This is a genomic window from Pedobacter paludis (genome assembly GCF_003173575.1).
Taxonomy (GTDB): Bacteria; Bacteroidota; Bacteroidia; order Sphingobacteriales; family Sphingobacteriaceae; genus Pedobacter; species Pedobacter paludis.
Window position 1 is genome coordinate 765,029 of the sequence record NZ_QGNY01000001.1, and the last position, 22,846, is coordinate 787,874.

Consider the following 22,846-nt stretch of genomic DNA (forward strand, 5'->3'; position numbering starts at 1 on the left):
ATTTTCTTACATTCCTTATATGGTTAGTTTCTATAAAACCAACAATCCAAATTCCCTTAAAGTATTTATTGGTTTAGAGTACCAGAACAATTCAAAGTTTTCTATCTTGGATTCGAAATCAGATTTTACCTCAGCAAAGTTGTAAACTTTTTCATTTGAAATGTGGGTTTTTTCCAAAAATGAAATCAACCACTCACCTTCACTTTTACTGGTTTGAATGCTGAAAGTTTGTTTTTTATCGTGAAAAGTTAGCGAAGCCATTTCCCATGAATTTCCTTTTTTAGATTTCGTGTATGTTTCAATGGAAGCTTTTCCACCCAACCAAACTACTTTTGCAGTTGGTTTTGTATTGAAATGATTATCATCATTTAAAGCACGTTCAATAAAATCAGTTGGGATTTTAGTTTTTGGGATCTTAAAATCGAACCAATCCTGCAATTCATAATCTAAACAAATTCCATGCATAAAATTAAATAGGGATTTCTTTAACCCGTAACTAAATTTATTGTGGTCGATACCAGTCTTATCAACATAATTTATGTCGTTATTGGCGAAACTTCCAATCGTTTCAGTTTCTTTAACCACACCAAATCTTTCGGGGTACATGCCCACAGGACTGTGTGCCGTCATAGCGAATTGATGCCAAAAACCTGATTGTAAAACACCTGCCTCAAACAACTGACGAACCATCTCCAAGCTATCAACTGTTTCCTGAATGGTTTGCGTTGGATAACCATACATCAAATATGCATGAACCATAATACCAGCAGCCGTGAAATTACGGGTTACTTTTGCCACCTGCTCAACCGTTACGCCTTTATCAATCAGTTTTAATAAACGGTCTGATGCCACTTCCAAGCCACCAGAAACCGCAATACAACCCGAAGCTTTTAATAGCAAACATAAATCTGCAGTAAAGCTTTTTTCAAAGCGGATATTTGTCCACCAAGTTACGGCCAATTTCCTGCGGATGATTTCCAATGCTACCTCACGCATCAAGGCCGGCGGCGCTGCTTCATCAACAAAATGAAAACCGTTCTGACCTGTTTTGGCATATAAATCTTCAATTCTATCAACTATTTGCTTAGCCTGAACGGGCTCGTAAACCTTAATATAATCTAAAGAAATATCGCAGAAAGTGCATTTTCCCCAATAACAACCATGCGCCATGGTCAATTTGTTCCATCGTCCATCGCTCCACATGCGGTGCATCGGGTTAACAATTTCAATTACCGAAATGTATTTATCCAAAAGTAAACCTGTATAATCGGGTGTTCCAACGTCTGTTTGTTTATAATCTTTTCTAAATGAATCATTTTTATATACAACATCTCCATTTTCGAGCAAAAACGTACGTTTATACATTTGCATTTCTGCAGGCACAAATCCGCTAATGTTTTGGATCAGCAAATCAATTGGCAATTCGCCATCATCCAAAGTAATGAAATCAAAAAATTCAAAAACACGCTTATCAGAAAGTGAACGCAATTCGGTATTTGGGAAACCGCCTCCCATCGAAATTTTAATTTCAGGATAATTGGTTTTTACCCATTGCGCACAACGAAAGGCACTGTATAAATTTCCAGGAAAAGGAACAGAAATTAAAAACAGTTTCGGTTGGATAGCTTCTATTTTATCCTTTAAAACTGAAATTAAAATATTGTCAATATATGTTGGTTGTTGGTATAATGCATTATAAAGTTCGTCAAAAGAATTTGCGCTTCTTCCCAAGCGTTCAGCATATCGGCTAAAACCAAAGTTTTCATCGATACATTCTACAATGTAATCAGAAATATCTTCGAGATAAAGCGTCGCTAAATGTTTCGCTTTATCCTGCGTTCCCATTGCTCCGAAAGCCCAATCTAATTCTTCTAATTGCGCAAAGCGAGATGCCTGCGGCAGAAAATCATCGCCGCAAATTTGGAGTGCCAAGGTTGGATTTTTCCCTTGAAGAAAAGCAATTACCGCATCAATCGTTTTAAGATATTCATCTTTCAAAGCGAAAATTCGCTTCGCATTATCGCTTAATGGCCTCTGATTATTTACGGCAAATAAGTCGTTCAATCCTTTTTTTGAAAACAATTCTAAAATCACTTCAATGCCCAAATCGGCTTGGCTTGAAGATATATTCTTGGTATTCAAAAATCCTTTTATATACGCCGTTGCTGGATATGGGGTATTCAGTTGGGTAAATGGTGGCGTAATGGCAAAGATTTCGGTTTTCAAAAGGAATTTTTTTCTGCAAAAGTAAGGGAATTTTAGAAGATTAATCACTTTTAATACTACCATAAAAGATTCGTCATTTCGAGCGAAGCCGAGAAATCTTTGTAACAGGTTTTCAATTCAAAGATTTCTCCATTCTACTACGTTTCAGTAGAAAGGACGACTCTTCGAAAGTACATTTAAACTAAATCGCCAATCAAAGCGTTTTATAACTACATCAATACCGTTTTCTACCCGAATGAAAGTTTTTAGTCTCTTTTTTCTGATGCTCCTGGCACAAATCAGCTTTGCTCAAAAACCGTTTATTTTCCCTAAAGTCAAGGCGCAAGGAACTTCAATTGAGCAACTTACACCTAATAACTGGACGGTAATTGAAACTGCAAACGGCGATTTAAATAATGATGGAAGTGAAGATTTAGCTATGATTTTTGAATCAAATAAAATTACAGATGAAACCAGAACTTATGGAGATAACGATAGCGAAATCATTAAGGAAACACAGAAACCACGAATTTTAGCTTTATTTTTCAAAGATAAATCCTCAGGGATTTATCGTTTATCAACCCAAAACAACGACTTTATTTTACGTTCTCAAGAGGGTGGAAAACTCGGCGACCCGCTAAATCAAATCGGAATTAAAGACCAACAACTTTATTTACGCTTTCAAGGCGGTGCCGAATGGCGTTGGGAAATGGGTTATACTTTTAAATTCGAAAACAAAGATTGGTTTCTAACCAGTGCAATAAACTTATATTTCAACCAAAATACAGGCGACATGACTGAAAGGGTTTATGATTTTAAAACCCGCGAGTTATTTACGACTGTTGGTAATTTGCACAGAAGAGATGTGGCAAATCGCAAAACAAGCGAAGTTTTGTATTTCTCTCAATTAAGAACTTTTAAAACGTTTAAAAAACCTTGGGCCTGGGAAATTATGCCCAATATTTATTTGTAGATGAACTTTTTGAATATCTCAATATGTTAAAAGACATTGTCGTAAAAAAAATGATTAAAATGCACGAATAATATATTTTAAAGAGCCATTCAAAATTATGCAATCCTATGAATCCGTCATCAAACCATGTTTTAAATAAAGAATGAATTAGAATTAATGCTGAAATAATTATACATGAAAGAGCATAACCCGTTTTATTCGTTTCACACAGACTTATCGACACTTTTGCCGATAATTGATAATAAATGGCTGCAGTTAGATATGATATTAGTATCATAAAAAGGACGGAAAAAGAAACATTGTTAAAGACGTTTAGAGACCAGAACGATATAAACAGTATAACTATGGGTGCAAAAAAGGAAAGCACAAAGTAAACAACAATAAAAAAAAGTAATTTCATATGTTCAAGTTAAGCAATATTTGAGAACTGGATATAACCTAAATATTCTGCGCTATTACAAAACCGCTGGCCCAGGCCCATTGAAAATTATAACCACCTAACCAGCCCGTAACATCCAGACATTCGCCTCCAAAAAAAAGATTTGGAATTTTCTTGCATTCTAAGGTTTTAGAAGAAATTTCATTGGTGTCAATCCCGCCACGCATTACTTCGGCTTTGTCATAGCCTTTATCGCCTGCAGGTTTAACTTTAAACTCGTGGATTGTTCTTTCAATTAAATCTATTTCTATCTTGGTTAATGATGCTACAGGTTTGCCCAAAGGTAAAAACTTTCCTAAAGCATCCGTAAATTTCTTGGTGTAGTACCGATTCAGTAAAGTAGATAAAAGGGTTTTCCCATTTGATTTTCGTTCTTCATCCAAAAGTAAAACTATATTGTGATGTGGCAACAAGTTCAGATTAATCACTTCTCCTCTTCGCCAAAAGGATGAGATCTGTAAAATCGCCGGTCCGCTTAAGCCCCAATGTGTAAACAAAATATTCTCTTCGAAAGAAATTTCATCATTACTTACTTCGCAAAAAACCGAATTGCCCGAAAGTTGGGCAAACCAATCTTCATCTTTTCCGGTAATGGTTAAAGGAACTAATGCCGGAGCCGTTTCTATAATTTTTAAATCGTGTTTACGGGCAAATCGTAAGGCAAAATCTGTTGCACCCATTTTTGGAATTGGTAATCCACCTGTTGCAATAACAAGCTTTTCAGCCATTAAAACAATCTTTTTACCATTCTTTTCATAAGTAACGTTGAAACCATCGGGTAGGATTTCAATATCTTTAACATCGGCATTGCATCGAATTTCCTGACCAAAATCTTCGCAAATGGAGGTGAAAACCTGAACCACATCCTTCGCATTTTTATCATCAGGAAACAATTGTCCTAATGTTTTTTCTTTGCCTTGAATGCCATAAGTTTCAAAAAAGATAATGGTATCGTCAACTGTCCATTGGGTAAATGATGATTTAATAAAGTGAGGATTGGCAGAGATAAATTGTTCAGCAGAAGCAAACTGGTTGGTATAATTACAACGACCACCGCCCGAAATCAGAATTTTGGCACCTGGTTTTTCGTTCTTTTCAAGTACAATTACTTTTTTACCCAAATAGCCGGCTTGTACCGCACACATCAATCCGCAAGCACCTGCACCAATAATTATTGCATCAGCATTCATTTGGCAAAGTTAGAAGTTTTAGGTTTATAGTAGCGACTTGTTTTAATAGCCCCGATTGCAGTGGAAAGCTTTTTGGTGTAGCAACTATAAATAGATTGTCATGCTGAGGTACGAAGCATCTGCAACCTATGAAACAGATGCTTCGTACCTCAGCATGACAGAAGTTAAAAAAACTTGTAACGTAAAGCGGGACTGATTTTCATAACTGCGGTGTAATTGCGCTTCAAAAAACTTATGATACAAATTAACCATTGTTCCTTTATCCATCTTCTTTTTGCTATTTTTGCGTTTCAAAAAATCTATCTTATTAATGGCAAAACAGATTAGCGAATTAAAACTGGGCATTTTAGGTGGCGGACAATTGGGCAGAATGCTCATTCAGCAAGCCATAAATTACAACGTAACTTCTTTAGTTTTAGACCCTGACCCTGATGCGCCTTGCAAACACATCGCAAACCATTTCGAAAATGGTTCGATAACAGATTTCGATACGGTTTACAATTTCGGTAAAAAAGCAGATATCATTACCATCGAAATTGAAAAAGTAAATATTGAGGCTTTGGAACAACTCGAGAAAGAAGGAAAGATGGTTTTTCCACAATCAAGGGTAATTCGATTAATTCAGGATAAAGGTATTCAAAAACAATTTTTCAAGGAAAATGATATTCCTACCGCTCCTTTTCAAATTGTAAATACGAAAGAGGACATCGAGAATAGCCACTTCCATTTTCCTTATATATTAAAGTTGAGAAAAGATGGTTACGACGGTAAAGGCGTAATGAAAATCAATCATGCATCCGATTTAGATAAAGCTTTTGATGCGCCTTGTATTATCGAAAAACTGGTTGATTTTGAAAAAGAAGTTGCGGTTATTGTGGCTCGCAATTCAAACGGTGATATGAAAACTTTTCCAATGGTCGAAATGGAATTTAATCCAGAAGCGAATCTGGTTGAGTTTTTGATTTCTCCATCTACATTTGCGGAAAGCTTGCAACAAAAGGCAGAAAATATCGCAAAAAACATTGCCTCATCAATGAACATTACTGGTATTTTAGCCGTTGAAATGTTTGTTTGTAAAGATGGCGAACTTCTGGTAAATGAGGTTGCCCCTCGTCCACACAATAGTGGCCACCAAACAATAGAGGGCAATTATGTATCGCAGTTCGAACAACATTTACGATCGATTTATAATTTGCCATTGGGCGATACAAGCAGCATTACCAATGCCATTATGATAAACCTATTGGGCGAAAAAGGTTCGGAGGGTGTGGCGAAATACGAAAATTTAGAGAAGATTTTAGCTATTGACGGTGTTTACGTTCATCTTTATGGCAAGAAATATACCAAACCATTCCGTAAAATGGGTCACGTAACCATTGTTGATATTGATAGAGAAAAGGCCATTGAAAAGGCTAGATATGTACAAAGAACATTGAAAGTAATTGCTTAGACGAGCAAAGAACAAGGATTAAGGAACAAGGATTTAAAGTTAAAACAAATATAATGAGTGCGAAAGTAGGAATAATAATGGGCAGCAAATCTGATTTACCTGTTATGCAAGATGCGGCTGATGTATTAAAAGAATTTGGGATAGACTATGAAATTACGGTAGTTTCTGCTCATAGAACTCCAGAACGGATGTTTAATTATGCAAAAGAAGCACAAGGCAGAGGTTTAAAAGTGATTATTGCTGGTGCTGGTGGCGCTGCGCATTTACCTGGAATGGTGGCATCAATTACCACGCTACCTGTTGTTGGTGTTCCAGTAAAATCCTCAAATTCTATTGATGGCTGGGATAGTATCTTATCCATTTTGCAAATGCCAAATGGTATTCCTGTAGCAACTGTAGCTTTAAACGCGGCTAAGAATGCTGGTTTACTGGCTGCTCAAATTTTAGCAACTGCTGATGAATCTTTGATGGAAAAAATGCAAGCTTACAAAGATGAGTTGAGAAGAAAAGTTGAGGAAAGTGCCGATGGCCTTTAGTCCGAAGTCGGCAGTCCGATGATTTGACGTATTAATTAAACGCCATGACTTCGGTCTTCCGACTTCTAACTTTCCGACTAGTTTAATTCAAACTCGGATCTGATGGAAAATTACTTACATGGGCATATTTCGGACCCAAATTTACAATCACATCTCGCCAAAGTTTTTCATCATCAACATTAAAAATAATATCCGGGTTCGAAACATCGCTTACCATCCAAGAGTTCTGCTCTAATTCTCTATCCAATTGCCCGTCATCCCAACCAGAATATCCCATAAAGAACTTAATTTCCTCTTCGCTTATCGCATTGGTATTGATTAAAATTTTCAAAGTTTCAAAATTTCCGCCCCAGTAAAGACCATTTCCAATAGGCTCGCCACTTTGAAGCTTATCATAACATCTATGAATAAAATGAAGCGTATCTGTTGCTACGGGGCCACCGAAATAAATGTGGTTATTTCCCTCCCACAAATCTTGCATAATATCGCTTAAAATTAAGTTGCCAATTTGGTTTAAAATATAACCAACGGAACCATCATCATCATGTTGCGTTAATAAAACAACAGATCGCTTAAAATTCGGATCGGCCATAAAGGGTTCTGAGATGAGTAATCGGCCTGTTTTAGGTTTTATATTGTTCAGCATGATAATTATCATTTGTTGCACCATAAAAGATGCCTATTTTTGTTAAATGCAAGTTACAAATGAATTTCTACAAAACCTGCGCCAAGATTACAAAAGCGCAACGTTAGATGAAGCTGACGTAGATAACAATCCGATTACACAATTTAAAAAATGGTTTGACCACGCCGTTGAGGCCAAAATTTACGAGCCCAATGTAATGACTTTAGCAACGGCAGATAAATCTGGAAGACCAGATGCCCGAATTGTTTTGCTTAAAGGTGTTGATGAAGATGGTTTTCGCTTTTTCACGAATTATTTAAGTGCTAAAGGAAAAGAATTAAAAAGGAATCCCTACGCTTGCCTGGTTTTCTTTTGGCCGGAACTAGAAAGACAGGTTAGAATAGAAGGATCAGTAGAAAAATTAGATAAAGAAACTTCTGAAGCTTACTTTTTAACCCGCCCTAAAGCCAGCCAAATCGGTGCTATTGTTTCTCCACAAAGCCAGATTGTACCCAATAGGGCTTTTTTAGAAGAACGATTTGAAGATTTCAGTAAAAAAAATGAGGATAAAATGGTTGCCAAACCGGCACATTGGGGTGGTTATATTGTTAAGCCAACAAGAATCGAATTTTGGCAAGGAAGACGAAGCCGATTACATGATAGAATAAATTACGAGTGGGTTAAAAAAGAATGGGTTAAAACCAGATTAGCACCATAATTAAAATGCCTTTAAATAAATAAAGGTCAGCTATCCAGCAAGACCTTTATTTTAACTAATCATTAACTAACCTAAATTTACTAGGAAGTACTTTTATAAAAACGCTTCGATTGTTCAAATCTTTGCGGTATATTTTCTGTGTCAGGATCAATTAAACGGTTATTTCGTTTTCTTGATGGATCAAAAATCCTCTAAAAAAACTGCATTCTAACAGTTGTATCGATGAATAATTGGTATGTCTCGACGAAATTTAAATTAAGAAAAATTAACATCCGTATTAACATTTTTTAACTTTATTAATTTGAAAATCAGCATATTATACACTAATAATTAAGCAGAAAATGCATCTAAATTTTTGATTAGAATGTTTAAAAAATTAAAAAGCCGAGGCAGATACCAAACTCCTTTTAAAGAATTTGTTATTCACCTCGACTTTAAAATCAAAAACAGCTAAGCTTAGTAGCCAGCGTTTTGAGCAATATTTGGGTTGGCATTTAACTCATCTGTTGGAATAGGCCAAATGTATCTGTAATCGCTATAGGCAATTGCAGCTTTAGCAGCTGCAGTTGTAGGTCTTAAAACCGCATCCCAATTTGATCCTGTTCCGCTTAAGGCTGTTACTAAGATTTTAGCAGGAATTCCTCCGCCAGCAACCTGGAAATTTGCATCTTGAGAAAGCCTTGTAATATCTGGCCATCTTCTGCCCTCACCAGCAAACTCAATTCTTCTTTCGTTTAAAATGGCTTGGGTTAAAGCATTTTGTGATGCAAAACTTAAAATTGTGTATTGGCTTGCTGTTGGCACAGCACGGTTTCTAACCGCATTTAAAAGCGTTAATGCTCTTGTATCTAAAGCTGTAGTTCTAGAATAAGCTTCGGCTACGTTTAACAAAACTTCAGCATATCTAATTATTGGTGCATAATCGGTTTTGTTTGTGTAATCTCTAAACTTGTAGTTAAAGAAATATTTTGCACCTGTTGTAGTTTGCTGAATCTGCAACAGAGTTCTTCTTGTATCGCCAGTAACCCAAAAAGAGGCGTTATACAAATTTGGGCTTGTGGCTACCAATCCACGGCCACCTAAACTGGCTGGCCCAAACATGTTGGCTAAAGCTCCATTTACGCCACCGTTTGCAGCGGCACTGTTTTCGATAGAAAATATAGACTCTGTATTATTGCTGAAACCCGTAAATGGTCCATCGGGAGAAGCCGTTAAGGCATAATTACCTATTGGACTTGTAAATGGTGCTGTGGTTGCCGATGTACCCAATTTTGCACCTTCAGTAATCACTCCAGCAAAATCATTCATATGAAGTTTTACCCTGGTTTTTAATGCAATTGCAGCGCCTTTAGTTGCTCTAGTAATTGCATAAGTAGATCGGGTAGCAGGCAAATTCGCTTCTGCATAATCCAAATCCGCTAAAATTTTAGAATAATCTTCTGCTACGGTTCCTCTTGGTACCTGGATTTGTGCTGAAACTGCATCTGTAGAATTTACGGCAACGGTACGGTAAGGAATTCCAATGTTGCTTCCATTTCCATCAACGTAAGGGCGAGAAAAATTGATCACCAGTTCGTGATGTGCCAAGGCTCTCAAAAATCTAGCTTCTGCAGCATATTGAGTAGAAACTGCTGTAGTAATTGTACCCTTTGCAGCCGCAGCTTCTACCCCAGCAATTAAAATATTACACTGATTAATTAGAGCATACAAATTACTCCAAAGGTTGATGTTGTTTGCCGTTGTAGAGGTATAAGTAGATTCATAAGTAATCTGGTAAAAAGTCGCCAGATTCACCATGTCTTCTCCCCTCATTTCACCTTGTTCTATCGAAGCGGCACCAAATGGATAACCTCTACCCGAACCTCCGTTATAAGAACCTACAGCAGCGGTATTGTAAACACCTGCGGCAACCAGTTCTATGTTTGCTGGGGTATCAAAAGCTGTTGCTTCTGATAAGGAGTTAATGGGATTTAACTCTGTATATTTTTGGCAGGATGATACTGTTAACAGGGTTAAAAGCAATCCCCCAAAGGCCAATTTATTTTTTATATTAAAAAATTTCATATCGTGTATTCTTAAAATCCAACATTTAAACCAACCAAAAACGTTCTAGCTTTTGGATTTGTATTGTAATCTAAACCAGCCTGGCTATTGGTTGATGTGCTATAATTTAATTCAGGATCTAACCCAGAGTAAGGCGTAATTACAAATGCATTTTGCACTTGAGCATAAATGCGTAGTCTGCTGAGTTTAATTTTATTGGTTAATGAAGTTGGGAACGAATAGCCCAAAACAATATCCTGAGCTCTAATAAACTTACCATCTTCTACAAAACGAGAAACTGTGCTAGAAGTTAAATTGATAAAAGCATCTCTACCGTAATATAATTTAGGCACATCGGTTACCTGTCCAACGGTTGTCCATCTATTTAAAATCTCAGCTCCGTTATTTAAGAATTTCTGATTTAACAAACTTTCCTGACGGGTAATATTCATCACTTTGTTGCCACCAGAAAAAACCATGTTAATATTTAAATCGAAACCTTTGTAACTGAAGTTGTTTACGAACCCACCATAATAGGTTGGGTTAGATTGACCCAAAATCTTTTTATCTGCAGCAGATAATGTGGTGGCCGTAGTTAAAGCAGTTGGATTTGCAGGATCATAATTATAGTACGTTTGGTTGGCAATATTTCCCTGAATTACCTGCCCATTTGCCTTAACATATAATGGATTACCGTTGGCAGCATTTACGCCTGCATATTCGTAACCATATAACGTACCGATTGATTCTCCAACTCTGTTGATGTTATACGTGTAAGTAATATCAGAGTTGTTGTTTGATAATTGAGTAATTTGATTTTTAACTAATGTTAAGTTGAACGATGTATTCCACTTAAATGGTGTACTTCTTAAAACATCTGCACTAACCGCAAACTCATAACCTTTATTGTACATTTTACCAACGTTTTGGTTAATCGAGTTTCCTGGAACACCCAACGAAGGTGCCGTTGGCGCAGCTAAAATCAAATTATCGATGTTGTTTTTAAAATAATCGGCAGTTATGGTAATGCGATTATCAAAAAGTGTTGCGTCGATACCAACATCATATTTCCCACTGGTTTCAAATTTTAATGAACTATTTCCAACCTGAGTATAGGCTAATCCACTTTGAACGCCATAAGTTGCTGCACCAAAGGTTCCTGCAAATGGATAGTTGCCAATATCTGTATTACCGGTTTTAGCATAACCACCACGGATTTTCAAGTCGTTAATAAACTTTAAAGATTCGCTATCCTTAATAAAACTTTCTTGAGAAACCCTCCACCCTACTGAAACACCAGGCAATTTTGCACTTTGATTACCCAATGGAAGTGAAGAAATCGCATCGATACGATAAGTACCGGAAACTAAGTAACGATCTTTATAAGCATAATTTGCTCTGGCGAAATACGATTTATAAGCATTTTCTGAAACACCGCCACCAATACCATAAGTAGATTGAGTTAATGAATTACTGATGATGTTTTCTCCGCTGAAGAAAGTACTTGATAACTGTGATCCGCTGGCATAAAATGATCTGTCTTTCGATTTTTGATATTCGATACCTACAACCGCACCGAATGAATGATCGCCAATTGTTTTTGAATAATTCAAGGTATTGGTCCAGCTGTATCTAAATCTTGGGATATACTGTTGCAACTCATAACCTTTCGTTGCACTCCCACCATCGCCATGTAAAGGATCTAAATATTGATAATCTTCGCCAAAAATATTCATTGTAGAAATTTGCGAGCGAAGATTTAAGCCATCGATAATTTTTAAATCGGCAAATCCGTTTCCTAAAAGTGTAAAGGTTTGGTTTCTAAAAATGTTATGATCCAATACGTATTTAATGTTGGTATAGTTATCATCAATCTCTTTTAAGTTGGCTCCTTTACCCAAACGAGCATTATCCGAACTTAAATTATATGATCCATCTGCATTAAAGGCGCCAACGTTAGGTAATGCCCTAATGGCGTTTCCAACATTTCCAGATAATGAACTTGTACCAGAGTTTAATCCAAAATTGGTTACATAAGAACCTGTGGCACTCATGCCAAAGGTAAGTCGATTGCTTAAAGCTTTTTGCTCAAACTTACCAGAAAACTGATATTTGGTTTGGCTATTTGCCGTTATAATACCCTTCAAATCTGCATAACCTAAAGAGAAGTAATAATTCGATTGATCTGTAGCGCCACTAAATGAAATGTTATGATTTTGCTGAAAGGCATCTTTGTTATACACAACATTCTGCCAATCTGTATCAATTACATTTCCGCTAGCATCTGTTGCCAAAACTGCCTGTGGAGTTGTTGTTCCCGAATTGGCAAGTTTTTCATTGGCAATAGTTACAAATTGATTCGCATTTAACAAATCGAAACGCTTAGCTACATTCGCCCATGCAAACCACGAATTGTAATTTACCTTGGTTTGGCCTTTTGTACCTTTTTTTGTAGTGATGATAATTACACCATTAGCACCTCTCGATCCATAGATAGCGGTTGCGGCACCATCTTTTAAAACATCTACACTTTGGATATCGTTAGGATTGATATCACCCAATGGATTTATTGAAGCCACACTGCTCGATCCGCTTGATATAATTACCATTCCATCAACTACATACAAAGGATCTGTTCCTGATGAAATACTGTTTGTACCCCGAATTCTAATTCTCGGACCAGCGCCCAATATCCCGCTCGAATTGGTTACCTGAACACCGGTAACTTTTCCAGCCAAAGCCTGATCAAAACTGGCTACAGGTTTTCCTGCCAAATCTTCGCCTTTAATACTGGCTACAGATCCCGTTACATCTTTTCTTTTCGCTGTTCCATAACCAATTACCACTACGTCTGTTAGCGCTTTTGCTTCGGATGTTAGCGAAACATTCACTTTTGTAGCCTTACCAATTGTTATATTTTGAATAACATAACCAATTGATGAAAACTGAATTACAGCATTTCCATTTACTTTGATAGAGTAAGTTCCATCAGCACCTGTAGAAACTCCATTTTTTGTGTTGGCAATTTTCACACTCACACCCGGTAATGGCAAACCATCTTCTTTTGCGGTTACCACACCGGTAACAGTTCTTTCTTGTGCCGATACCTTCGTTACCAGCAAAACAATAAAGAGCAACACACACTTTAGTAGTTTTCTTTTCATTTACATTTAATTTTAGTTTAAATAGTTAATAATATATTTGAAGAATTAATCACAGCAAGGCTTCGCCGAACTAAAAATGTTCTGCCACAAGCGCAAGCAAAATGATTAGTAGAAAAATTCATCGTGCGGAAAACTTGAGAGGATTTCCAGTTTTTTAAAAACCTATGCGATGATTAATAATTCGAGAACTAATAACAGTTATTGAAAAAAATTAAAATGTTAAGTAACGATGAAAGTGAAAAATGAATCGACAAACCGTTTTAACATTGTTAAAAAGCAGTTTTTAACAAAATTTACCAATTAAATTCATAAAGAATCATTTTTTGATATATGAATTGTTAATTTTTCAGCTCATTAACAGACAAATACAAAATATAATGAGCGAATACCTAATCTAAAACAGTAAAAAGAGCAAAAACTAACCAAAATGATAAAAAATATTTCAGTAATCGGATCAGGAACAATGGGAAATGGCATCGCACATACCTTTGCACAGTTCGGTTTTAAGGTAAATCTTATAGATATAAATCAAAATGCGCTAGATAAGGCATTGCAAACCATTACCAATAATTTAGAAAGACAGGTATCAAAAGGAACTTTAACCGATGATCAGAAGTTAGAGGCTTTAAAAAACATAAATTCATTTACATCAATTCCGGAGGGCGTAAAATATGCTGATTTAATTGTTGAAGCGGCCACAGAAAATGTAGATTTAAAGTTTAAAATTTTCAAAGAAATAGATGAATCTGCTCCTAGCGATGCGATTTTGGCGTCAAATACTTCTTCTATATCCATCACTCAAATTGCGGCCGTTACCAATCGTGGCGATAAGGTAATTGGGATGCATTTTATGAATCCTGTTCCGGTAATGAAACTGGTTGAGGTAATCCGCGGTTACCAAACCAGCGATGAAACAACCAAAAGCGTTATGTTGCTTTCAGAAAGTTTACAAAAAGTGCCAGTTGAGGTAAATGACTATCCGGGTTTTGTAGCCAACAGGATTTTAATGCCAATGATTAATGAAGCCATTTATTCCTTATATGAAGGTGTTGCGGGAGTTTATGAAATTGATACGGTGATGAAACTTGGAATGGCACATCCAATGGGGCCTTTGCAACTGGCAGATTTTATTGGCTTGGATGTGTGTTTGGCCATTTTAAAGGTTTTACAAGATGGTTTTGGAAATCCAAAATATGCGCCTTGCCCACTCTTGGTAAACATGGTTGCTGCTGGCAAAAAAGGCATAAAAACTGGCGAAGGGTTTTACACCTACACTGCCGGATCAAAAGATTTGGTGGTTTCTGATAAATTTAAAAAATCCTAATTTTTTTAGCATTTAATTTTATATTTGCTCTATGAATGAAAATCTGGATCCAGAAGCGCATAACTTAACTCCTACCGATCGTGATATCGAAAGGGTTTTGCGTCCGCAGGCTTTTGAAGATTTTACGGGACAGGAAAAAGTGATGGAGAATCTAAGGATTTTTGTTCAGGCGGCAAAACTGCGTGGCGAGGCTTTGGATCATGTTCTTCTTCACGGTCCTCCAGGATTGGGGAAAACTACGCTATCTTATATCATTGCCAATGAAATGGGTGCTGGGATCAAGGTTACTTCTGGTCCGGTGTTAGATAAACCTGGCGACTTGGCTGGCTTATTAACTGGTTTAGATACGGGTGATATTCTATTTATTGATGAGATTCATCGTTTATCTCCACTGGTAGAGGAATATTTATATTCTGCAATGGAAGATTTTAAAATAGATATCATGCTAGAAACTGGCCCCAATGCCCGTTCTGTACAGATTTCCTTAAATCCATTTACACTTGTTGGTGCTACAACCCGTTCTGGTCTGTTAACAGCTCCGTTAAGAGCCCGTTTTGGAATCAATGCCCGTTTAGCTTATTACGATGCCAAATTATTAACTACAATTGTACTTCGTTCATCAGATATTTTAAAAACGCCAATTAATGACGAAGGCGCTTACGAAATTGCCCGAAGAAGTCGTGGTACACCGCGTATTGCCAACGCACTTTTAAGAAGAACTAGAGATTTTGCGCAAATTAAGGGAAATGGAAACATTGATACCGAAATTGCTCGATATGCTCTAAATGCTTTAAATGTTGATGAGCATGGCTTAGATGAAATGGATAACAAAATTTTGGTAACCATAATCGATAAATTTAAAGGCGGACCTGTTGGCTTAAAAACCATTGCAACTGCTGTTGGAGAAGATGAGGGAACAATTGAGGAGGTTTATGAACCATTTTTAATTCAGGAAGGCTACATTATGCGTACATCTCGAGGCCGTGAAGTTACGGAAGCAGCTTATAAGCATTTGAAGAAAAATTATCCAGGGCAGACAGGGAAATTGTTTTAGATTTAAGATTTCCCGCAGATTTAAAAAGATAAAAACCGCAGATCAACGCAGATTCAAATCCAAAAAATGACGAATTTGCTGAACTCTTTATCAACTTTTTATCCTTTTAAATCTGCGTTCCTTATCTGTGCTCATCTGCGGGGAAAAATCTCAATAATCTCTTAAACCATAAGCCTCCCTGTAAATGCTATTTGCAATATTATCTGTCTTAAAGTTTACCAACAACCCTAATTTAATCCCCGATAGCTTTAAATATGTAAGTAATTGCTTATGATGCACATTCAAAATCATTTCAGTTGATTTTAATTCAATAATTACTTTTCGTTCAAGTACTAAATCCAATCTACAACCAACATCAACCCTAATATTTTCGTAAACCATAGTTAAAGCAACCTGATTTTGAACATATAATTCTGATTTTTCTAATTCATATTTTAAAGCAGCCTCATAACCCGATTCTAAAAGTCCTGGCCCAAGTGTATTGTAAACTCTAAAAACACTGCCTCTAATTATATAAGAAAATTTCATTTTCCGTCATTATTAAAAATAACAATTAAAATTTATTATTCCTAAAAGGAGTATTTCTTTTGTTATTCATTAGTGTTATGTAAATCCGGTACAAACATTAAGGCATCTTCTCTGTTCATAATTATATAAATCAAACATTTTATGAATATTGAATTACGCAAATTAACGCTAGAAGATTATACAGATTTAAAAGAATCCATGCTACAGGCTTATGACAGTATGGGAGGCTCAATCTGGCCAAAATCAAGTATTGCAAAACTTTTAAATATTTTTCCTGAAGGGCAACTGTGCATCGCTGTTGATGATAAGGTAGTTGCCTGCTCGTTATCGATAATTGTAGAATACGATGAATATGGAGATCGACACACTTATAAATTAATTACCGGCGATTATTCCTTTTCAACCCATGATCCAAACGGAGACACACTTTACGGAATCGAAATCTTTGTTCATCCAGATTTTCGCGGTTTGCGCTTGGGCAGAAGATTATACGAAGCAAGAAAGGAGCTTTGCGAAAGTTTAAACCTAAAAAGCATTATTGCAGGTGGACGCATTCCGGGATATCATGCTCATGCAGATAAATTAAGTCCGAGACAATATATTGATAAGGTCAAATCAAAAGAAATTTACGATCCTACCTTAACCTTCCAGATTTCAAATGATTTTCACGTTAGAAAAGTTTTAAAAAATTATTTACCGGGCGATCACGAATCTAAAGAATATGCTACCTTAATTGAGTGGAATAATATTTATTATCAGGGGTTAGATGCCTCAGCTCGTTCAGCCATGACCATTCGTTTGGGTTTAGTACAATGGGAAATGCGTTTATTTCCAGACATGGATGTGTTTTACGAACAAGTAGAGTTTTTTGTGGATGCGCTTAGCGGATACAAATCCGATTTTATCCTGTTTCCCGAATTGTTTAATACTCCCTTGCTTCAACCTTATAATCATTTACCAGAGATTGAAGCCATGCGAAAACTCGCAGAAAAAACGCAGGAAATTGTAGATAAAATGCATGAGTACGCTTTGAGTTATAACGTAAACATCATTACGGGCAGCATGCCTTTATTAGAGAACGGGAAACTTTATAATGCTACCTATCTGTGCCATAGAACTGGGAAAATTGATGAATACAGAAAAATACACATCACGCCTAACGAACAAAAATATTATGGAATGGTGGGTGGAGATAAGGTTCAGGTTTTTGATACGGATTGTGGCAAAGTAGGAATTTTGATTTGTTATGATGTTGAGTTTCCTGAGCTTAGCCGGATTTATGCCGATCAGGGAATGCAAATTTTGTTTGTTCCATTCTTAACCGATACCCAAAACGGCTATACCCGAGTGCGTCATTGTGCGCAGGCAAGAGCAATTGAGAACGAATGTTATGTGGCTATTGCAGGTTGTGTGGGTAATCTTCCGAAGGTAAACAATATGGATATTCAGTTTGCACAATCTGCTGTTTTTACCCCTTCAGACTTTGCCTTTCCAACCAATGCTGTTAAGGCAGAGGCAACTCCCAATACGGAAATGGTTCTTGTTGTCGATGTTGATCTTCACCTATTGGATGAATTGCATCATTATGGTACAGTTAAGGTTTTAAAAGACAGAAGAACTGATTTATACCAAACAAGACTTTTAAAATAAAATTAGACTTCATTGAAACAAAAAATGCCGGTCACATCACTAACCGGCATTTCAATTTAATCTAAAGCTAACTATTTTCTCATGGCAAACCATACAATTAAGCCAATAATAATGGCAATTGGTAAAATCCATTTTAAAACGGAACCCGCACCATTTTCATCCTTTTCTGTTACCGCCGGTTTTGCTGGTCCTGGATCTTCTTTATGACTCTCGTAATCTTTTTCTATCGGTTTTGGAGCTTCCCCTGACTCGACATGTTGTGGATCTATATTTTCCATTTTTTTATTTGAGTAAAGGCCTCTAATCATCGAGAAGCCAGTAATTAATTAATTTAGTTTTCTTCATTTACAACAAGTGATTAGTGAAAATGTTTTAAAACATAAGCCTTATCTTTGCAAATCTGTGTATAACAATTCAGCAAAATATAGCCAACTCATTAAAGATGAAGCCATCCGTTTAGGTTTCATTTCTTGTGGTATTTCTAAAGCCGAATTTCTAGAAGAAGATGCCCCAAGATTGGAAAAATGGCTTAAAAACAATCATCATGGCGAAATGAAGTATATGGAAAATTACTTCGACAAGCGCTTGGATCCACGTCTTTTGGTTGATGATGCAAAATCTGTAATCTCCTTATCTTTAAATTATTATACCGAAGAAAAACAGACTGATGCAAATGCTCCAAAAATATCAAAATATGCCTATGGCCAGGATTATCACAGCGTAATCAAAGATAAACTTAAGGCGCTATTATTTTTTATAGAAGATAATATTGGTGAAGTTTCTGGACGTGCATTTGTAGATTCTGCGCCTGTTTTAGATCGGGCTTGGGCTAAAAAATCTGGAATTGGCTGGATTGGGAAAAACTCAAATTTAATCAGCAAAACAGATGGTTCCTTCTTTTTCTTGGCAGAGTTGATTGTTGATTTAGAATTGGATTACGATCATCCTTTCCAAACCGATCATTGCGGTACCTGCACGCGTTGCTTGGATGCCTGCCCTACTGATGCCATTATTGCACCACAGGTTGTAGACGGAACAAAATGCATTTCTTATCTCACCATAGAATTGAAAGAAGAAATTCCTACAGAATTTAAAGATAAAATGGCCAATTGGATGTTTGGCTGTGATATTTGTCAGGATGTTTGTCCCTGGAATCGATTTTCAAAAGTGCACAACGAACCAGCCTTTAAACCCGACAATGGCTTGTTAGATTTAAATGAAAAAGACCTCACCGAAATAACTGATGAAGTCTTTAAAAAAGTTTTTAAGGGTTCTGCCGTTAAGCGTACCAAGTTTAATGGATTAAAAAGAAATATCGATTTTCTGAAATCTTAATTTCATTAATCTTTGTTATATTTGATAATGACTGATATTCAATTATATACTAAACTTTCAGAATTACCTACTGGACTAAAAAAAAAGGTATCTGATTATATAGATTCTTTGGTTAATAAGACCAGAACGGATATTCACAATCAAAAAAGAACTTCAGGATTAGCTAAAGGTTTAATAATGATTAAAGATAATTTCAATGACCCAATTAAAGGTTTTGAAGAATATTTATAATGAACCTGTTACTTGATACACACATCGTAATTTGGTTTATTACTAGTGATAAGAATCTTTCTAAAACTATAAAAACTCAAATAGAAGATCCCGAAAATAAATGTTTCATTAGCATAGCTAGCTATTGGGAATTATCAATAAAATATTCACTTGGCAGAATCGATTTGAATGCAGCCCTTGAAAAAATATTTGATATTATTGAAGAAAGTGGGTTTGAGATACTTCCAATCACATTAACACATATTTTAAAATTGCAACAGCTAGAGCATATTCATAATGATCCTTTTGATAGAATTATAATTGCTCAGGCCACAGTTGAAAAACTCACTTTGGTAAGTAAAGATGCATATTTTCCTTCCTACCAAATTCGACTAATCCAATAATATATAATTTAGTTCACTGAAAAGTTATTATCACTCTTAACCTTATCCGGAATGTGAGCACTACCCATAACCACTTTAGTTAGTTTTTTAGTTGTTTTAATTTCAACAAAAACTTGTTTATCTCCTTTTTCCCAAACCCCAATTGTATTGTGATTCTTTTCGATTGTACCATCACTGTATGTTAAGGTTAAATCTATTGGTAACGGTTTAATGCTCTTATTTTCTACAGTAATCGTATAACCAGTAGCTGTTTTTTCTACTGCCTTTATAGCCATATCGGTCACTCCACCTTCAAAAAACCAAGCTTTCCAAAACCAGTTTAAATTTTTGCCACTTCCCTCGTTTATACAGTTAAAGAAATCGTAAGGCATTGGGTGTTTGCCATTCCAATTTTTAATGTAATTGTGTAACGCCTTGGTAAACAATTCATCGCCCAAATAATCTTTTACAAATAGATAAGCCAAACCCGGTTTAGGATAAGAGTTTGTAAAAGAACCTGAACCTTTAAGATCTGGAGTTAAGGTCATAATCGGAGTATCATCCTTACCTCCCGAAGAAGATGCTGTAGGTTGGATACCATACTCATCTACAATCGTAGAATCAATCATTGGTGAAATTAACCACTCGCCTATTGTTGCCCAGCCTTCATCCATCCATCCGTATTTGGTTTCGTTTATACCCATATAAAATGGAAACATGGTATGGAAAATTTCATGATCCGTTAAAGTAATGGCATCAACACGATTATCAACCGGATTATCATTCACCATCATAGGATATTCCATCTGATCTAAACCATCAAAAATTGTTTCATGATTATAAGGAAACGGCCATTTTGGAAAAGTATAACTCATAGATTCAACCGTTTTACGGGCAAAATCGATCACCTCATAATAATCTTTATGTTTTGGATTGAAAACGGCATCTACACGCGTTCTTCTCTTTGTATTTGGATCTACAATCAAGCTCGAAGATTTCCATAAATAATGATCGCTTAACGCGAATACAAAATCGGTTACGTTTTTAGCTTCAAATTTGAAAGTGTTGAAATCATTAGGCTGTGTTACTTTTTTATCCGTGAGATCTTTTTCGGTAATCACATCAACAATACCATCATTCTTTTCTGCAGTTAACATTTTCGCAACAATATCTTTTTGGAAAACAGAAGAAGCATTTTTTAAATCGCCTGTTGCCCAAACGCCGTAACCGCCCGGAACGGTTACTTCTGCATTAAAATTATCAAAGTCGTTGTAAAATTCTTCGGCACCTGTGTACGGAAATTTATTCCAACCATCAACATCATCATAAACGGCAACTCGAGGAAAAAAGTAAGCAACAAAATGTGAACCTTCATCAACCTGCCCCGTACGCATGTGCGAACCTTTGTTAAGGGTATAATTATAATCTATAGAAAATGTAATGGTTTTCCCTGGCAAAACTGCTGGAACATTAACGGTCATGTTGGTGCCATCAATCTTAAAATCGCTTATTGATTTTCCGTTTGATACCATTTTATTAATGGACACACCTTCGCCTAAATCCGACTCGGCAAACTTGGCTTTTCTAGGTGTTCCTTTTTTGTACAGATTTGGGTATAGTTTAAACCAAATTTCCTTTAAGGTATCAGGACTGTGATTGGTATATACAACTTCTACCTTCCCTTTTAATAATCGGTTAACTGGATTAAAATCAACTTTCAGATTATAGTTGGCACTATTTTGCCAATATTTTTTTCCAGGTTTTCCGTCTTCATTTCTTGTGCCTTTTGTATATGTATTTTTAAAGACTGGCTCGATCGGCAATTGAGTTTGTGCAGAAACTGAACCACAAAGAATTATTAAGGCAATAACAATTTTAACAAATTTCATAGTATATAAATAAATGAGAAGCTATCTGATAGAAACTTCTACTTTAAGCTTTGGTCTTTAAGCTTTTTGTTATTTCCCAAATTTCATTTTCAACTGCTCCAACATATCTGTATTAATTGGCTCTGCAGGCTTTTCTTTTTTCGGCTGAGGTTTTGGTGTGTAAGGTTGTTTATTAGCTGGCGCTTGATTTTGAGGTCTGGGCGCTCTGTTCTCATTCTTTTTGGCATTGAATTTTGCCCATTCCTCATCTAATTTCTTTTTGGTGTACAAAGGGAAATCGCCTTGCTTCATCCAAGCATAATAACTTGGCTCAATCGCAAAAACCTGTGCGGTAGTTTTGCCTTTGTGCTTACCAAAATTGAAACAAACTTCATTATTATCATTATAAACCATTCTGCCTGCAAAATCAACAGGCTTGTTAATGTTTGTAAAAACGTGCAAAGCATCAACATCATTTACAACCGGTATGCTTTTAACACCTTGTTTGCTTTCATATTCAGTTTCTTTATACATTTCCAATTGGCCAAGCAAAACTTTATAAGTGGCAATTACATCTGCTTCTGCTGCGTGGGCGTTAACTAAATCTTCCTGACAATAAAATTTATAGGCTGCTTTTAAGGTACGTTGTTCCATTTGGTGGAAAATATTCTGCACATCAACAAACTTTCTATTGTTCATGTCGAAATCTACATCTGCTCTTAAAAATTCTTCCAAAAGCATTGGAATATCAAATTTATTTGAATTGTAGCCTGCTAAATCGCTTTCTCCAATAAACTCAGCAATTTCTGTAGCAAGCGTCTTAAATGTGGGCTCGTTCGCAATGTCTTCATCATAAATTCCATGAATTAAAGAAGTTTGCAACGGAATGGGCATTTCTGGATTAACACGCCATGTTTTAACAATTTCAGTACCATCTGGCATTGCTTTTAAAATTGCAATTTCTACAATTCTATCGGCACCAACATTTATACCAGTAGCTTCTAAATCGAAAAATGCTAAGGGACGTTTTAAATTTAATTTCATTCTTTTATGATGTGAGATTAAGACATTGATTTGCCACCAATGTTCTATAATATTTTTTATTCAAAAGTGCTAAAAAGGTTTCATTACTTATCAAAAAGAGGCTAACT

General features: G+C 36.0%; 19 protein-coding genes. 10 read left to right on the forward strand and 9 right to left on the reverse strand.

Translation table 11 applies throughout. The features are described 5' to 3' along the window. Positions 1-30: 30 nt before the first annotated feature. The gene (locus tag DF947_RS03305) at positions 31-2,226 is read right to left on the reverse strand and encodes a B12-binding domain-containing radical SAM protein (protein WP_109928512.1); all 2,196 of its coding nucleotides are present in this window, start codon (positions 2,224-2,226) and stop codon (positions 31-33) included. A 235-nt stretch (positions 2,227-2,461) separates the two neighbouring features. Between DF947_RS03305 and DF947_RS03310 the strand changes: the two genes are divergently transcribed. After that, the gene (locus DF947_RS03310; RefSeq protein ID WP_146202868.1) at positions 2,462-3,178 is read left to right on the forward strand and encodes a hypothetical protein; all 717 of its coding nucleotides are present in this window, start codon (positions 2,462-2,464) and stop codon (positions 3,176-3,178) included. Between the two features lie 438 nt (positions 3,179-3,616). On the opposite strand, the gene DF947_RS03315 is transcribed toward DF947_RS03310, so the two are convergent. Beyond that, positions 3,617-4,807: a BaiN/RdsA family NAD(P)/FAD-dependent oxidoreductase gene (locus DF947_RS03315; RefSeq protein WP_109928239.1), complete on the reverse strand. Its 1,191-nt coding sequence runs from the start codon at positions 4,805-4,807 to the stop codon at positions 3,617-3,619. A 310-nt stretch (positions 4,808-5,117) separates the two neighbouring features. On the opposite strand from DF947_RS03315, the gene DF947_RS03320 reads away from it, so the two are divergent. Beyond that, entirely contained in the window at positions 5,118-6,257 is a 1,140-nt protein-coding gene (locus DF947_RS03320) for a 5-(carboxyamino)imidazole ribonucleotide synthase (RefSeq protein WP_109928240.1), read from the forward strand. A 53-nt stretch (positions 6,258-6,310) separates the two neighbouring features. After that, positions 6,311-6,793, forward strand: coding sequence for a 5-(carboxyamino)imidazole ribonucleotide mutase (purE, locus tag DF947_RS03325; RefSeq protein ID WP_109928241.1), 483 nt, complete (start codon positions 6,311-6,313; stop codon positions 6,791-6,793). An 82-nt stretch (positions 6,794-6,875) separates the two neighbouring features. Here the strand turns inward: purE and DF947_RS03330 are convergent, their stop codons facing one another. Then, positions 6,876-7,439 carry a YqgE/AlgH family protein gene (locus DF947_RS03330; RefSeq protein ID WP_109928513.1) on the reverse strand — a complete coding sequence of 188 codons (564 nt, stop codon included), beginning with the start codon at positions 7,437-7,439 and terminating at the stop codon, positions 6,876-6,878. Between the two features lie 46 nt (positions 7,440-7,485). On the opposite strand from DF947_RS03330, the gene pdxH reads away from it, so the two are divergent. Next, positions 7,486-8,136 carry a pyridoxamine 5'-phosphate oxidase gene (gene pdxH / locus DF947_RS03335; RefSeq protein ID WP_109928242.1) on the forward strand — a complete coding sequence of 217 codons (651 nt, stop codon included), beginning with the start codon at positions 7,486-7,488 and terminating at the stop codon, positions 8,134-8,136. A 456-nt stretch (positions 8,137-8,592) separates the two neighbouring features. Here the strand turns inward: pdxH and DF947_RS03340 are convergent, their stop codons facing one another. Next, complete coding sequence (locus DF947_RS03340; protein ID WP_109928243.1) at positions 8,593-10,200, reverse strand: RagB/SusD family nutrient uptake outer membrane protein; 1,608 nt, start codon at positions 10,198-10,200, stop codon at positions 8,593-8,595. A gap of 11 nt (positions 10,201-10,211) precedes the next feature. Continuing rightward, the gene (locus tag DF947_RS03345; RefSeq protein WP_109928244.1) at positions 10,212-13,343 is read right to left on the reverse strand and encodes a SusC/RagA family TonB-linked outer membrane protein; all 3,132 of its coding nucleotides are present in this window, start codon (positions 13,341-13,343) and stop codon (positions 10,212-10,214) included. 427 nt (positions 13,344-13,770) lie between these two features. On the opposite strand from DF947_RS03345, the gene DF947_RS03350 reads away from it, so the two are divergent. Both DF947_RS03350 and ruvB read left to right on the forward strand, forming a co-directional pair. Continuing rightward, positions 13,771-14,667: a 3-hydroxyacyl-CoA dehydrogenase family protein gene (locus DF947_RS03350; protein ID WP_205940726.1), complete on the forward strand. Its 897-nt coding sequence runs from the start codon at positions 13,771-13,773 to the stop codon at positions 14,665-14,667. Between the two features lie 31 nt (positions 14,668-14,698). Then, the gene (gene ruvB, locus DF947_RS03355) at positions 14,699-15,721 is read left to right on the forward strand and encodes a Holliday junction branch migration DNA helicase RuvB (RefSeq protein ID WP_109928245.1); all 1,023 of its coding nucleotides are present in this window, start codon (positions 14,699-14,701) and stop codon (positions 15,719-15,721) included. Between the two features lie 150 nt (positions 15,722-15,871). Here the strand turns inward: ruvB and DF947_RS03360 are convergent, their stop codons facing one another. Further along, a complete protein-coding gene (locus DF947_RS03360; protein WP_109928246.1) occupies positions 15,872-16,249 on the reverse strand; it encodes a GxxExxY protein in 378 nt (125 codons plus the stop codon). Positions 16,250-16,390: 141 nt separating this feature from the next. Here DF947_RS03360 and DF947_RS03365 point away from each other — a divergent pair, with 141 nt between their 5' ends. Further along, the gene (locus DF947_RS03365; RefSeq protein ID WP_109928247.1) at positions 16,391-17,899 is read left to right on the forward strand and encodes a carbon-nitrogen hydrolase family protein; all 1,509 of its coding nucleotides are present in this window, start codon (positions 16,391-16,393) and stop codon (positions 17,897-17,899) included. Between the two features lie 71 nt (positions 17,900-17,970). On the opposite strand, the gene DF947_RS03370 is transcribed toward DF947_RS03365, so the two are convergent. Continuing rightward, positions 17,971-18,177 (reverse strand): hypothetical protein, encoded by a 207-nt coding sequence (locus DF947_RS03370; RefSeq protein ID WP_109928515.1) that lies wholly within the window; start codon positions 18,175-18,177, stop codon positions 17,971-17,973. 124 nt (positions 18,178-18,301) lie between these two features. Between DF947_RS03370 and queG the strand changes: the two genes are divergently transcribed. From queG to DF947_RS03385, 3 genes are read left to right on the forward strand one after another with little or no spacing between them, the layout of a single operon-like run. After that, the gene (gene queG / locus DF947_RS03375) at positions 18,302-19,234 is read left to right on the forward strand and encodes a tRNA epoxyqueuosine(34) reductase QueG (protein WP_109928516.1); all 933 of its coding nucleotides are present in this window, start codon (positions 18,302-18,304) and stop codon (positions 19,232-19,234) included. 27 nt (positions 19,235-19,261) lie between these two features. Continuing rightward, positions 19,262-19,465, forward strand: a complete 204-nt coding sequence (gene vapB / locus DF947_RS03380; RefSeq protein ID WP_109928248.1) for a type II toxin-antitoxin system VapB family antitoxin — start codon at positions 19,262-19,264, stop codon at positions 19,463-19,465. After that, positions 19,465-19,848 carry a type II toxin-antitoxin system VapC family toxin gene (locus DF947_RS03385; protein WP_109928249.1) on the forward strand — a complete coding sequence of 128 codons (384 nt, stop codon included), beginning with the start codon at positions 19,465-19,467 and terminating at the stop codon, positions 19,846-19,848. Before vapB ends, DF947_RS03385 begins: the two co-directional genes overlap by 1 nt. Before the next feature lie 8 nt (positions 19,849-19,856). On the opposite strand, the gene DF947_RS03390 is transcribed toward DF947_RS03385, so the two are convergent. Together DF947_RS03390 and DF947_RS03395 are read right to left on the reverse strand one after the other, a co-directional pair. After that, a complete protein-coding gene (locus DF947_RS03390; protein ID WP_109928250.1) occupies positions 19,857-21,716 on the reverse strand; it encodes a M1 family metallopeptidase in 1,860 nt (619 codons plus the stop codon). 69 nt (positions 21,717-21,785) lie between these two features. Continuing rightward, the gene (locus tag DF947_RS03395) at positions 21,786-22,739 is read right to left on the reverse strand and encodes a 3'-5' exonuclease (RefSeq protein ID WP_109928251.1); all 954 of its coding nucleotides are present in this window, start codon (positions 22,737-22,739) and stop codon (positions 21,786-21,788) included. Between the last annotated feature and the right edge of the window lie 107 nt (positions 22,740-22,846).